At 63.3% G+C, this 13,564-nt stretch carries 11 protein-coding genes; 5 read left to right on the forward strand and 6 right to left on the reverse strand.

Features of this window, described 5'->3' with window-relative positions; genetic code table 11:
* Positions 1 to 9: 9 nt before the first annotated feature.
* Both BMI89_RS00275 and BMI89_RS00280 read right to left on the reverse strand, forming a co-directional pair.
* The gene (locus tag BMI89_RS00275) at positions 10 to 675 is read right to left on the reverse strand and encodes an acyl-homoserine-lactone synthase (RefSeq protein ID WP_078546415.1); all 666 of its coding nucleotides are present in this window, start codon (positions 673 to 675) and stop codon (positions 10 to 12) included.
* A gap of 73 nt (positions 676 to 748) precedes the next feature.
* Positions 749 to 1,324 carry a LuxR C-terminal-related transcriptional regulator gene (locus tag BMI89_RS00280; RefSeq protein WP_168173940.1) on the reverse strand — a complete coding sequence of 192 codons (576 nt, stop codon included), beginning with the start codon at positions 1,322 to 1,324 and terminating at the stop codon, positions 749 to 751.
* Between the two features lie 126 nt (positions 1,325 to 1,450).
* Here BMI89_RS00280 and BMI89_RS00285 point away from each other — a divergent pair, with 126 nt between their 5' ends.
* The 5 genes from BMI89_RS00285 to BMI89_RS00305 all read left to right on the forward strand — a co-directional run bounded on the left by BMI89_RS00285 (position 1,451) and on the right by BMI89_RS00305 (position 6,549).
* A complete protein-coding gene (locus tag BMI89_RS00285; protein ID WP_078539643.1) occupies positions 1,451 to 1,882 on the forward strand; it encodes an autoinducer binding domain-containing protein in 432 nt (143 codons plus the stop codon).
* Positions 1,883 to 2,275: 393 nt separating this feature from the next.
* Entirely contained in the window at positions 2,276 to 3,250 is a 975-nt protein-coding gene (locus BMI89_RS00290) for a UDP-glucuronic acid decarboxylase family protein (protein ID WP_246831956.1), read from the forward strand.
* Between the two features lie 101 nt (positions 3,251 to 3,351).
* Entirely contained in the window at positions 3,352 to 5,061 is a 1,710-nt protein-coding gene (locus BMI89_RS00295; protein ID WP_246831957.1) for a glycosyltransferase, read from the forward strand.
* 32 nt (positions 5,062 to 5,093) lie between these two features.
* Positions 5,094 to 6,005: a glycosyl hydrolase gene (locus BMI89_RS00300; protein WP_108722301.1), complete on the forward strand. Its 912-nt coding sequence runs from the start codon at positions 5,094 to 5,096 to the stop codon at positions 6,003 to 6,005.
* Between the two features lie 268 nt (positions 6,006 to 6,273).
* Positions 6,274 to 6,549 carry a hypothetical protein gene (locus BMI89_RS00305; RefSeq protein ID WP_143593777.1) on the forward strand — a complete coding sequence of 92 codons (276 nt, stop codon included), beginning with the start codon at positions 6,274 to 6,276 and terminating at the stop codon, positions 6,547 to 6,549.
* Positions 6,550 to 6,603: 54 nt separating this feature from the next.
* Here BMI89_RS00305 and BMI89_RS00310 read toward each other — a convergent pair whose 3' ends face one another.
* The 4 genes from BMI89_RS00310 to BMI89_RS00325 are packed head-to-tail and all read right to left on the reverse strand — an operon-like array spanning position 6,604 to position 13,277.
* Positions 6,604 to 7,410: an efflux RND transporter periplasmic adaptor subunit gene (locus BMI89_RS00310; RefSeq protein WP_078569383.1), complete on the reverse strand. Its 807-nt coding sequence runs from the start codon at positions 7,408 to 7,410 to the stop codon at positions 6,604 to 6,606.
* Positions 7,411 to 7,422: 12 nt separating this feature from the next.
* Positions 7,423 to 9,417 carry a preprotein translocase subunit SecA gene (locus tag BMI89_RS00315; RefSeq protein WP_078569384.1) on the reverse strand — a complete coding sequence of 665 codons (1,995 nt, stop codon included), beginning with the start codon at positions 9,415 to 9,417 and terminating at the stop codon, positions 7,423 to 7,425.
* Entirely contained in the window at positions 9,410 to 11,560 is a 2,151-nt protein-coding gene (locus tag BMI89_RS00320) for a hypothetical protein (protein WP_078569385.1), read from the reverse strand. The genes BMI89_RS00315 and BMI89_RS00320 overlap by 8 nt, the downstream gene beginning before the upstream one ends.
* A gap of 1 nt (position 11,561) precedes the next feature.
* Positions 11,562 to 13,277: an HlyD family efflux transporter periplasmic adaptor subunit gene (locus BMI89_RS00325; RefSeq protein ID WP_143593778.1), complete on the reverse strand. Its 1,716-nt coding sequence runs from the start codon at positions 13,275 to 13,277 to the stop codon at positions 11,562 to 11,564.
* Positions 13,278 to 13,564: the final 287 nt, after the last annotated feature.

Here is a 13,564-nt window from a genome sequence, read left to right on the forward strand (position 1 = left end):
TGCCCTAGATCAGGCGGCGGTGTGCAACTGGCGCGGGGCCGACTGAGCTGCGATCACACAGGCTTCGGCCATTTCACGACGCCGCTGCGTGGAATATTCCGCAGGCATCCGCAGCGCCGCGTATTGGCGCCCATCCTCGTCGTTGCGATAGGTCGGGCCCATCCGGCTCACATCGTAGCCAAGCTGGCGCAGCGCGCGCATCAGGGCGAGCGAGGAGAGGCAGATCAACTCGTCCGCGCCGCGCTCCTTCGCGCGCTCCACCAGCCCGTCGACGATGAGCCGCAGACAGGTCGAGCGTTCCGCCTGCGTGGTGAGCGCGTCGGAAATCACGAGCCGCGTGCATTCCCAGACCCTCTCGCTCGCGATTTCGGTCGGCAGGATTTCCGGCGGGATATGCGGCAGTTTCCCCAGATGCGCGTCGCGCAGCATGTAGGTATTGCCGCCCCAGATCGCCGCGGTCGACATGACCCTTGCCCCGCCCACCACCTGCCCGTCTTTCAGCACGAGCGAGTAATGCGCCAGAGGCGTATCGTATTGATCCATTTCTACTTCGTCATTATGCGGCACGTCCCAACCGAGCGTGTCGACGAAGACCTCCTTGCGCAGGCGCAGGAAGTCGTAAAAAGCGGTGCCGAAGCGGTGAAGTTGCGAGAATTCGAAAGTGCAGTTTTGCATTGGAGCCTCCTTCTGGATAGCTCCATCGAAACCACGAATTTGTGAAAAATTCACTCTTTTAGGTTGTATAAACCTAGATCAGTCGCCTTGAAGTCGCGATTGCGAGCATTTCAATCGCATTTCGCGCCCCCAGTTTTCGGCTCGCAGAAGACAGCCGCGCTTTCACGCCGCTTTCGGAAATTGCGAGTTCCGCGGCGATCTGTTTGATCAAGAGCCCGTCGGCGCGGAAGCGGATCGCCTCGATTTCGGCATCCGTGAGCGAGCGTTGCGAGGCGTCGACATGCAAGGCCTTGAGCATATCGAAAGCTTCATGAAGCTCGGCATCGGTGAAATCGCGATCCGACCGGAACAAGACCGCGTGGCTGCGGCGCCCGGCATCGCTTGGCGTGTTGTAAGAGATCGTGGCGGCGTAGGTCAGCCCCATCCGTCGAGCCATGCCGACGACGTCTCGGGGATCATCCTTCAGGTCGACCCAGCGCACATACCCGACATTGTGGTAGACCCAGTGCATCGAAGGGTCCTGCACGACCAGTCCATGCTGGGTGTACATGTCGACCCAGTCGCTGTTCAAACGGTTGAGTTCGGCTTCGGGAAATGCATATCCAACCCTGAGCGCGAGGTAAAACCCGGCCGGGGCGATTTCATTCAATCGCTTTTCGCAATCCCTCAGTTCCATATTCTGATGGTCAATTCACTTGCACTCACTGCGGTCGCAGCCTACCGTCGCACGCGTCGCTGCAGCCTTGTACCAACAACCTAAAGACGAATTCCCGTGATGGAAACAGCAAACCGCAAGGAAATCGCCAGCCTGCTAGAGGACCTCGGGCAAACCTGCGACACCGGTTTCGCATTTGCCCTGCATATCCGCTTCACCCGCCCGAACATCCTTTATCGCACATATCCCGAGCCGTGGATCGACGAATATAGCGAAAAGGGCATGATGATGGACGACCCTGTCGTCCTGTGGGGCTTGCAGCATGTGGGTATCGTGCGGTGGGACGATCTCGATGACCCCAAGGGGGTTCTGAAAGGTGCGAAATCCCACGGACTTTATAATGGCCTGACCTGCGCAGTGCTGGAGAACGGCTCGCGCTCGATTTCGGGGTTCACACGATCCAGCGCCCCCTTCTCCGAGGACGAAGCGCAAGACCTGCTTGAGAAGACCCGGCGCCTGCACAACCTGACGGCGGGCCTTTCCGACCTTTGAGAAAAGGCGCTTTTGCCCTTCTCTCGGCTCGATTGTCCAAGTCGAATCAAGGGATAGGCGCGAAGACGAGAAGTCGAACCGGCAGCGCCCCACTCAACCTTAGCGTGCAAACTTCATCTATCGGAAGGTCGATTTTTTTCGGCCTTCCGAATTTCGGTCGAAATGCTTTGCTTTCGCTTGATCGGCCCGAAAATCGCCCCCTACGCTTTTGAAATATCTGTAATCGGGATCGACGGGCCTGGTCCGGCCCAGAGCGATTAAGTTGACCTCAAACCGGACTGGGCAGTCGTTGCCGTTCTTCTGTGGGGGGAGAACATGACGCATCTGCCACGTTTCGAGACGAGAGATATCTCTTGGGCGCCGCCGCGCCGGCATAAGGGGCAGTTGCGCTGCCTGGTTGCCGGAGGGGCCGGATTCCTGGGATCGCACCTATGCGACCGGCTGATCGAGGCCGGTCACTCGGTGATCTGCATCGACAACCTGCTGACCGGGCGGACCCAGAACATCGCTCATCTGATGGGGCATCGCGATTTCACGTTCCAGAAACATGACATCATCGCGCCGCTGCAGATCGGTGGCGAGGTCGACCGGATCTACAATCTCGCCTGCGCGGCCTCGCCGCCGAAATATCAGCTCGATCCGCTGCACACGTTCCAGACCTGCATCGCCGGGTCGCTGAACCTGCTCAGCCTCGCCGAGCGGACCGGCGCGCGCATCCTGCAAGCCTCGACCTCCGAGGTCTACGGCGACCCCGAGATTTCGCCCCAGCGCGAAGACTATCGCGGCCGGGTGAACACCACCGGCCCGCGCTCGTGCTATGACGAGGGTAAACGCGCGGCAGAGACGCTGTTCCATGACCTTCAGGCCATTCGCGGCATCGACACCCGCATCGCACGGATCTTCAACACCTACGGCCCCCGGATGGACCCCGAGGATGGTCGCGTGATCTCGAATTTCGTGACGCGGGCGATCCGCGGCGTGCCGCTCGAACTCTATGGCGGCGGCACGCAGACGCGCTCGCTGTGCTATGTCGACGACCTGATCAGCGGTCTGGTCGCACTGATGGAAAGCGAGACGGTCGGGCACGATCCGGTCAATCTGGGCAATCCGGGCGAATACACGATTGCCGAGCTGGCCCATATCGTGCGCGACATGTGCGAGAGCCGGGCGCCGCTCGTCGTCTCGGATCTGCCGCTCGACGATCCGATGCAACGCTGCCCCGACATCACCCGCGCCGAGACCCGTCTGGGCTGGCGTCCGGAGATCGCGCTGCGCAGCGGCCTCGTGCCGACCATCGCCTATTTCCGGGCGGAGATAGCGGGCGTTGAAACCGCAACCGCCCCGATAACCGCAACGGCCGCCGAATGATCCAGCGCCCCGACATACGCGCTGCGATCGAGGCCGGACACCTCGCGCCCATCCTCACACCGAGGCAGGCACTGCGCTATCGAGTGCTGTTTGCGCTGTGGATGCTCGCGACGGTCTATTTCTGGAGCTGGTGGCTGACACCGTCGCATATCCTTGCGACGGTTCCCTATTTGATACTCACGGGTGTGCTGATCTGGCTTCTGGCAATGCAGATCTACTTCTTCGTGATCTTCCTGCAGGCGGTCCGCCCCTCCTCGCCCCTTCCGGAGCCGGGTCGGTGGCGCGTCGCGATGATCACGACGAAAACTCCATCCGAACCCTTTTCGGTCGTTCGTCGGACATTGGAGGCGATGCTCGCGCAGGACTATCCGCATGACACGTGGCTCGCCGACGAGGCGCCCTCGCCCGAGACGCGCGCATGGTGCAATATCCACGGGGTGAAGATCTCCAGCCGCCACGGCATCGCGGACTACCATCGGCAGGAATGGCCGCGCCGGACGCGCTGCAAGGAAGGAAACCTCGCCTATTTCTACGACCATTGGGGCTATCGCGATTATGACATCGTAAGCCAGCTGGACGCCGACCACGTCCCGCAACCGGGATACCTGCGCGAGATGCTGCGCCCCTTCGCCGATGATGCGGTGGGCTATGTCAGTGCGCCGTCGATCTGTGCGTCCAATGCCAAGGAAAGCTGGGCCGCGCGCACGCGGCTTTATTTCGAAGCGGCCTTCCACGGAGTTTTTCAAGCGGGCTACACTGCAGTATTCGCGCCGATGTGCATCGGCTCTCATTACGCTGTGCGCACCTCCGCGCTGAAGGAAGCTGGCGGTCTTGGTCCCGAGCTTGCCGAGGATCACTCGACCACGCTCCTGATGAACGCGGCCGGCTGGCGCGGCGTTCACGCGATAGATGCGATTGCGATCGGCGATGGCCCGGCGACTGTGACCGACCTGATCACGCAGGAGTTCCAGTGGTCGCGCTCGCTGCTGAGCCTGCTTCTGCGCTACATGCCGGACTATGTCGGCAAGATGCCGTGGCGGCTGAAGTTCCTCTTCGTTCTCTGCCAGAGCTGGTATGTCTTCTTCGCGCTCTCGATGTCGATGATGTATGTCGCTCCGATCATCGCCATCAGCTTCGACATGCGCTTTGCCGATGTGACCTATCCCGCCTTTATCGGACATGTGCTGCCCGCAGGCACGGTGACGCTGATATTCGCCTTCATGCTGCGGCGCGATCAGTTCTTCCGTCCGCACGACGCCAAGATCATCGCATGGGAGAAAGCACTCTTCGTGATGATGCAATGGCCTTGGGTGCTCTGGGGATGCGTCATGGCCGTCTATGACAGGCTGTCGGGAAAATTCGTCGATTTTCGGATCACACCGAAAGGCGAAGCGGCCTCGACGATGCTGCCGGAGCGGATCATCGCAGTTTACGGTGGACTGGCCCTGGGGGCCTTGCTGCCGGTTCTTCTGGTGGACAACGTCATCGAGGCGCGCGGGTTTTACCTCCTCTCCATGTTCAACGCCGCGTTCTATTTCGTCTTGCTCAGCGTGATCTTCGGCGCGCGCGCGCGCCGCGTTCAGATCGATTGGCGTGGCTGGCCCCGCGATATGGCGGTTCAGATGGGCACGCTGAGCGTCATCGTCTCGCTCAGTTTCGGAGCCCTTTGGCTCCGCGGCGGCGAAAGCGTCTACGCGCTCATGATCGGGCTGAAATCGGTTCAGCTCGCAAAGGTCGAATACATCGTCTCGGGGGCCGGCATGGGCGCTCCGGGACAAGCGAAGTTCCACGTCAAACCGAGCTGGAAGTGACGGGGCTTTGCACTGAAAAGGAGGAGACTGACATGGCTAATGATTTGATGACCCGTCGCGAGATGATGGCCGGTGCCGCGGCGTTGGGACTGACAGTATCGGCGCGGCCGGCGTTCGCTGCGGATGTCAGCGTGCCGCCCGGCTCCTTGCCGTTCGGGGTCTATGATCCCGATGGTGACTTTGCGGATCTTTCAGGCGTGGTGATCGAGCACCTGTTCCTGCCCTGGGAGGACGTTTTCCTTCCCTCGCTGAACGATGCCGACAGCTACGCGCTCGAACGAAACCGCGCGCTTCTGGTGACACTGGAGCCCTGGACATGGTCGCGCTCGGAGCGCAACACGGCGCAATATCTGCGCCGCGGCATCGAGCGGGGCGAATACGACGCCAACATGATCGCGGTGGCCGATGTGCTGGCGACGCTGCAAAGCCCGGTCACGCTGCGCTTCGCCCATGAGATGGACGATAAATCCGGCCAGTTCATCTGGTCGGACTGGAACCCCGACGACTACATCGCGGCCTATCGCCGGATGACCGATGTCGCCCGCGACCGGGCGCCGAAGATCAACCTGATGTGGTCGCCGCTGGGCGACGAGAACATGGGCGACTATTACCCGGGTGACGATTACGCCGACATCGTGGGCCTCACCGTCTTCGGGCTGCAGGCTTGGGACCAGGCCAAGTTCGGCCGCGATCAGACCTTCGACGACATCTTCGCGCCCCGCTACGCGCGGGCTGCCACCTATGGCAAACCGGTTGCGGTGGCCGAGCTCGGCTATGTCGGGAACCAGTCCTACGTCTCGATGTGGCGCGACCGGGTGCGTCAGGAATTGCCCGACTATCCGAGCCTCGTCGGTGTCAGTTACTTCAACCAGCGCGAGGTTTACCCGTGGCCCGAAGGCTTCGGCGCGCCGGATTGGCGAATCAAGAACCAAGTTCTGACCTGAGCCACCATAGGTAGTGGCGATTTTTCGCCTACAACACCACTGCTAGACAAGACATTGAAGCTGCGCGGGAATTTCTCTCGCGCAGCCTCTTTGCATTTCGCCACAAATCCGCCTGCTTCCCGCCACGTCACCTACCAACTTGACCCGTAGGCTGAGATCGACCAATCCTGCTGGCACGAGGACGCAATCGGCCCTCTTCCGCGCAGACGGGAGGGGTCAGACCGCAACGTGAGCAGACAGGATTACAGTTCCGATGACGTTTTTATCCGTGAAAGCGGCCCGCCTTGTCGTGGCCGGCCTGATCTTTGCAGCCCCGCTGAGCAGCGCCCATGCGCAACAAGCTGGCATGCTGGACCTCAAACCGATCCGTGTTTCCGCCAAAAGCACCGCCGGTCAGGGCGGCGCAAAATTTGACTGGCTCGCCGGTCGCACCAGCAAAGCGCAAGCCACGCCGCGCGTCGTGCAGACCCGGTTCATCGGTAAGGGCAAATGGATTTGCTCGCCCGCCGGTTTCGGCAAGAAAGCAAGCTGCTTCCAGCGCTGAACGCCGCCCCTACGCTTTAAGTGATGGCCCCGTCCTGACCGGGCCACGTCACGCTCATTCGGCGGGGAAACCCACGGTGCAGTCGATCCCGGCGGGCAGCTTGCCTTCGGGATTGGGCAGCGCGAGGCGCACTCCGAACGTGTCCGACGCCGCATCGAAGACCTTGTCGACGACGCTCACTGTTGCGTCGTATTCGCCGCCCACGGGCGCTGCGGGATAGACTTTCAACACCTGATCCTTCTTGACGCGATCATACATCGACGTCGGCAGGAAGACCTCGACATGCAGCGGGTCGATCTGCGCGAGCTGCGCGATCGGCGCTTGCGAATAGACGTATTCGCCCGGCCCCATCATCCGCGTGATCACCAGCCCGTCGATCGGCGAGCGGATTTCACGCCGCGCCAGCTGCGCCTCCACCCTTTGCAGATCGAGCTTCGCCAAATGTTGGTCCATTTGGGCCGAGCGCAGCTCCAACTGGGCCACTTCAGCATTGGTCTGGGCCTCCTGCACCTGCGCATCGGCCATCACGTTTCGCTTGCCCATCTCGGTCGCACGGTCGGCGGCCTTTTGCAGCAGCGCCACTTTGGAGCGCGCGATGTCGATCGGTCCTTCGTCCTGCGCGCGTTCGCGGGCATAGGTCAGCTGCGCCTCTTCGGCCTTGGATTCCAGCTTCGCGATCGGGTCGCCCTTCTTCACCGTATCCCCGCGCGAGACGAAGACCTGATCGATCACCCCGTCCACCGCCGAGCCGATCTCGAGCACCTGCCCCGGATCGATCAGGCAATCGAAGCGCTCCTGATCCTGAGCGAGCGCCGCGCCGGGACCGAGGGCGAGAAGGAGGGTGATGGAAGTAAGCCGCATGGGTGGTCCCTTTCAGTTGCCCCTGCCGCTGAAGGCGAGCAGGTCTTCGAGATTGTCGTCGGCGCGCAAAAGCGCCTTGCGCACGCCGGAATGGCGCGCTTCGGTCGCGCGTTGCGCAAGCCGGGTCACGGGCGCGCCGATAAGCCACGGCACGCGCCCCTTCCCGCCTGAAAACATGCGGATCAGGCCCGAGAGCCGGGTGCCATAGAAGACCCGCAGCAGGTCGTCGTCGAGCGACACGAAGGTAACGAAGCTCCCCGGATCGCCCTGCCGTCCGCAGCGCCCGAACAGCTGGCGGTCGATGCGGCGCGCGTCGTGGCGGCCGGTCGCGATGACATGCAACCCGCCGAGGTCGCGCATCTGCTGATCGATGCGAATGTCGGTGCCGCGCCCGGCCATGTTGGTCGCGACCGTGATCCGCCCATGACCGCCCGCTTCGGCGATGATATGGGCCTCGTGCTCGGTCTCGCGGGCGTTGAGAACGCGATGCGTCAGCCCCTCTTCGGTCAGGAGCGCGCTGATCTCTTCCGAGGCGGCGATGGATTGCGTGCCGATCAGGATTGGGCGGCCCGTCATGTGGACGCGCTTGGCCTCTGCCAGAACGGCGCGCCATTTCTGATCGGCGGTCGCGTAATGCCGCTCGCCGAGGTTCTTGCGGCGCGAGCGGCGGTTGGTCGGGATGCGCTTCGTGCGCAGCCGGTACACCGCGCGCAGCTCGCCGGAGACTTCGGCCGCGGTGCCCGTCATGCCTGCCAGCGTCAGATAGCGGCGGAAAAAGCGTTGGTAAGAAATCCGGATCAGCGTCTCTTGCCGCCCGGTGATCTCGCAGCCTTCCTTCACCTCGATCATCTGATGCAGCCCGCGCTCCCACGAGCGGTCGGACATCACGCGGCCTGTGTATTCGTCGACGATCTGAACGCCCGCCTCATCGACGATGTAATGCTTGTCGCGGTGATAGAGATGCAGCGCCGAGAGCGCCTGCCGCGCCAGTTCCTCGCGATGGATCTCGGTGGCCCAAACCCCGCCGAAATGCGCGCTGAGCTGGCGCAGCCGCGCCTTGCCCAGATCGGTCAGTTCGACCTTCCATTCCTTCTCGCGCACCGTGAAATCGCGCGGCCGGGTCAGCTTGCGCCCGATCTCGACGGCGCGCTGATAGGTCTGCTCCAGCCCCGAATGATCGCCCGCGCGCGTGATGATCAGCGGTGTGCGCGCCTCGTCGACCAGCACGCTATCCGCCTCGTCCACGATCGCGTAGCACAGCCCGCGCATCAGCAGCCTCTGCCGTTTCGGATCGGTCTTCGATAGCCCCTCCAGCGCCATATGCAGCGCGCGGGTCTCGCCTTCCAGCACCAGCCGGTCCTTGAGGTAATCGAAGGCCAACTGCTTGTTCGTGCAGTAACAAATGTCGCAGGCATAGGCCGCCTGACGTTCCTCGGGGCTCAGCCCTTCGATGATAACGCCGACACTGAGTCCCAACGCCCGATAGAGCGGCCCCATCCATTCCGCATCGCGCGCGGCAAGGAAATCGTTCACCGTCACGATATGCACCGGCACGCCCGAGAGCGCCATGATCGCGGCAGGCAGCGTCGCGGTCAGCGTCTTGCCTTCGCCTGTGTCCATCTCGGCGATCCGACCGCGCAGCATCGCGCGCCCGCCCAGAAGCTGCACATCGAAGGGGCGCATCTGCAGCGAGCGTTCGGACTGGATACGCACCAAGGCGAAGGCGCGGGCCACCAGATCGGCGCGCAGCCCCTTTACCCGCAGCTTCTGCGCCACCTCGACGCGGGCCGCGTTGAAGGCATGCGCCTCCAGCTTCGCCAGCGCCTTTTCCTCTTTCGCGACACGGCGCAAAAAGCCCGCGCCCGCCGCCGATTTGATCGAGAAGAATTGCGACACCCGCCCCACCGCGCTTGCCATCACCCGGTCGAGCGTGCCGAGGCGTTCATCCTCGCGCTCGGGATAGAAGGCGGTCAGCAGACCGGGGCGTTGGACGAGCATCTCAGACATCGTAGAGCCTCAGGAACAGCTGGCGCAGCGCGCGATAGGCCTGAAATCCGATCGGCAAAGTGCCATGTGAGAAGCGCACCTCGACGCGACGACCTAGCAGCGGCAGCGCCGCATCGGGGGCCATCTCCAGCTCGAACTCGAAGACCCGTTGCAGCGTGCGCAGCCCCTTGGTGTCGCCCGGATCGACCGGAACCGTGCCGCCGCCCTGCAGCCCCAGCGCGGGCGTCGGCAGGTCGCGGATGCCGCCGGGCACTTCGCGCACGATGGTCGCGGGATAGCTCTGCCCGCCATACTCGACCGGCATCACATCGACGCGGCCCGTCGCGTTGCGCACCAGATCGACATCGTCCTGACCGACCACGACGCGCAGAGCCGCCGTGTCTTCCTCGGTCAGAACGTAGGAGATCACCTGCCCGCGCTTGGCGAACCTTCCCTGCAGATCCTCTCCATTGGGCACCACGGCCAGACCCGCGCGCGGCGCGCGGATCGACAATTCGTCGAGCTGTTGGGCGAGCCGGTTGCGGTCCTCGCGGGTCGCGGAAATCTCCGCCGCGATCATCTCGGCCTCGACCCGGTCAGTGCGCACCGCCGCCTGACGCTGCAGCTCCAGCCCCGCCAGTTGCGAGTCCAGCACATCGAGCCGCGCGCTTAGCAGCGGATCGTCGAGCTTGATCATCACCTCGCCCGGCTGCACCGCGTCATAGGTCGCGACCGGCACCTCGGTCACGAAACCGCTGGTGCCGACGCGCACCTGCGCCTGCTCTGAGGGCCATGTCACGCCGCTGACCACGGATCGATACGGCGCGGGCAGGACGAAGAGGATCACGAAGAGCGCGGCAAGGATCGCGCTTGTCACAAGGACCGCACGCGGCCTGTTGGAGCGGAGTTTCGGGCTGGAAGACAGAAAGGACATGGATTTGCCTATGGGCACGAGGATCTGTGTCGTGATCGCCCAAGCCGCCAGCAGCACCCCGATGAAGAAGAAGCGGCCAGCGATATAGGTAATGATCGCGAACATGATGAAGAGGCGATAGATGAAGGCGGCGATCCCGTAGAACAGGAACCAGCGCTTCTCGGCGGGCAGCGAAGTGACGGGCTCCGCCTCCTTCATCCCGAAGAGGTATTTCTGCGCGAGATAGGCGTAGTAGCGGTTCGCGCGCTGGCCGAGATTGGGAATTTCCAGCCAATCGGCGAAGACGTAATAGCCGTCGAAGCGCAAGAGCGGGTTGCCGTTGAACAGAAGCGTCGAGACGCCGCCGATCAGCATCACGTTATAAGCCACCGCATGGGCCGCGCCGGTCTCGGCATTGAGCCAGACGAAGAGCGCGATCGAAGCGAGGAACAACTCCACCATGATCCCGATGCCACCGACCAGCATCCGCTGATACTTGTCACGCAACGCCGAGGCCGCGGAGGCATCGACATAAGGCACCGGCACCAGAACCAGCAGCATGATCCCGATCTCATGGACTTCGCCGCCGTTCTTCTTCACCGCGTAGCCGTGGCCCAATTCGTGAAACGCCTTCACCACCGGATAGACCAGCCACAGCACGAAGAGGTTCTTCGGCGTCAGCACCCGGTCCGCGATATTGTCGGTGATTGCGCCGAAATTGATCGCCGCGAAGATGAAACCCGCGAGCACGACCAGCACCCAGGTCACCGCGAAGGTGCGGGTGAAGAAGGGCCGCACGAAGGGCATGGTGCGGGTCAGGAAAGCGTCCGGGTCCCAGATCGGGATGCGGATGGCGAGCGGCGACCAGATCTTCTGCTTGATCTGCATCGACTGATGGCGTTGATAGCGGCGGAACAGCTCGCGTCCGTCGGGCGGCACGTCGCAGATCAGCGCGTCGGCCGCGTGCAACTGCCCCATTAGCCGGATCGCCTCGTCCTGCGTGGGGGCCTTCTCGCCAAGCTGCTCGTTGGTGGTGTTCCACAGCTCGTCCATCGTGCGCTTGCCGTTCATCAGCCCGACCAGCCGCCACGCAGCAGGCGAGATGCGATGGAAGCGCCCCGTCGCAATATCCTGAACCACGAACCAGACGCGCCCGCGATAATCGTGCCGATGGATCGCGACATGCCTGCGCAGGCGCGGTTTGAGATCCTTCACCCGATACCAGGACGGAGAGAAGAGCGAGGTGGCCATGTCACGGCCACCAGGACCAGAGCGTCATGCGCACCCAGAGAACGATCCGCCGGGTCCAGATCCATACGAGGCGATGTTCCTCGACCTCGATCTTGGCGACCCCCTCCATGCCCGGACGCAGCGCATCGATCGGCCCGTCGGTCACGGAAGCTTCGACGAGGAACTTGTTCGCCCCCGCTTCGGCATTGGAGATCGGCGTGATCCGGTCGACCTGCACTTCGATCGGGGTGTCGGGCAGCGAGGCCAGAATGAGCGCGCCGCTCTCGCCCGCTTTCACATCCTTCACGTCGCGCTCGTCCACACGCAGCATCACGCGGTAATCATCGAGGGGGGCGACTTGGAACAGAACGTCGCCGCGCTCGATCGGTGCGCCCAGCGCCTGCGTCAGATCGCCCGAGACCACGACCCCATCGAAGGGCGCCTTGATCACCATCCGCCCAATCTCCTGATCGAGCAGTTCGATCTGGGCATCCGCCTGTTCGATCTGGCTTTGCAGGATCAGCGCCTTGGCGCGTTCGCGCTTGGCCATGGCTTGCGAATATTCGCGGGTCTGCTTGGACTTCTGGCTTTCCCATTTCAGCCGCTCGAGCCGCAGATCGCGGTCGTCGAGCTTGGCCATCACCTCGCCCGCCTTCACGATATCGCCCGCGCGCGCATCGGCCTCGGCGAGATAACCCTCGATGGGGGCCGAGATCGCGCGCTGGATACGGCCCTCGATGGTCGCATCGGCGGTCACGCGATACATGCCCTTGGCGAACCACGCGAAGGCCAGCAAAGCGACCAGCGCAATCGCGGCCAGTTTCAGCGCCGCATGATTGGGGCCGAACAGCGCCTTGAACGTATTGACGCTCGCATCCCATGTCTTCGCGGGCAGCCAGCGGTCCTCGCGCCGCTTGATCGCCAGAACTGGGCCGAGCAGCACGCCCGCATATTCCGCCATCTGGATCGTATCGCGCCCGAACGGCTCGCCCGCCGGGCGTTCCAGCACCAGCGCGCCGACCAGCTTCTTGTCCTCGGTCAGCGGCACCGTGCAGAGCGTCGCCCCGCCCTCGGTTTCCGACAAAGCCGCATGGGCGCGCAGCACCCGTTCCGAGCCGTCCTCGGGCGGCGGATAGCTCAGCACCGCCTGCTGGTCGATCGCCTCGTCCATCGCGGCCTCGATGGCGCGCACGAGGTTGGACCGCTTGCCGAAGCTCGCGGAATTCGACAGTGCCCGGACGCGCGCATGACGCCCACGGGTCAAGCCGATCGCGACCAGTTCGCAATTCAAGACGCCCGCAAGTTCCGAGGCCACCGCCGTCGCGGCTTCGGTGAAGCGGTCGTGGTGCAGGCTGGTCGCGAGCAGTTCGATCACCGAGGCGAGGCTGTCGCCCGAACCGCCCTGCTTGCGGCGCAAGAACGCCTCGAGCCAGCCCGAGCCCCATTGCAGCTGATCGATCGCAAGGTCGGTGCGCGCGTCGGGGTGCGTGCCGATCTGGATCGCCGCCGCGCCGCGCAGATGGCCCTCCATGCGGATCGGCACCGCGATGGCCGCGCCGCCTTCGCTCAGCGTCTCGATCACCATGCGCTCGGCATGGATCGCGCCGTCGATGGCTGCCATCAGTTCGCGTTTCGGTTTCGCATTCTCTGGCCAGACCGCAGCGGGTTCGAACCGGCTGCGCCCGATCCCGGCCAGCACCACCAACCCTTGTTCCAGACCTGTCACCTGTCGGGCCATCGCGGCCAACCAAGCCTGCGATACCTGCGCGCGGTCTGTCCCTGCTTTCAGTCTGCCGAGGGTTTCGGAATCCAGAAATACCGAGCCCGTCGCCTCGCCAGACGTTGTCCCTGCATGTTGCTGCAAAATTGCTCCCTCGAGGGTGCTCCCCAGCGCCCTTCCCGTGTCCGCTTATGTCCCTGAAAGTGCCGATTGAACGGCCAAACTTGCTCCCTTACGCAAAGTAAACGAGCAGTTCCGGATTCAATCAAGAAAAAACGTGGCAGTTGAACGCATTGGCCCCTGCG

The sequence above is a fragment of the Thioclava sp. F36-7 genome, assembly GCF_002020075.1.
Lineage (GTDB): Bacteria > Pseudomonadota > Alphaproteobacteria > Rhodobacterales > Rhodobacteraceae > Thioclava > Thioclava sediminum.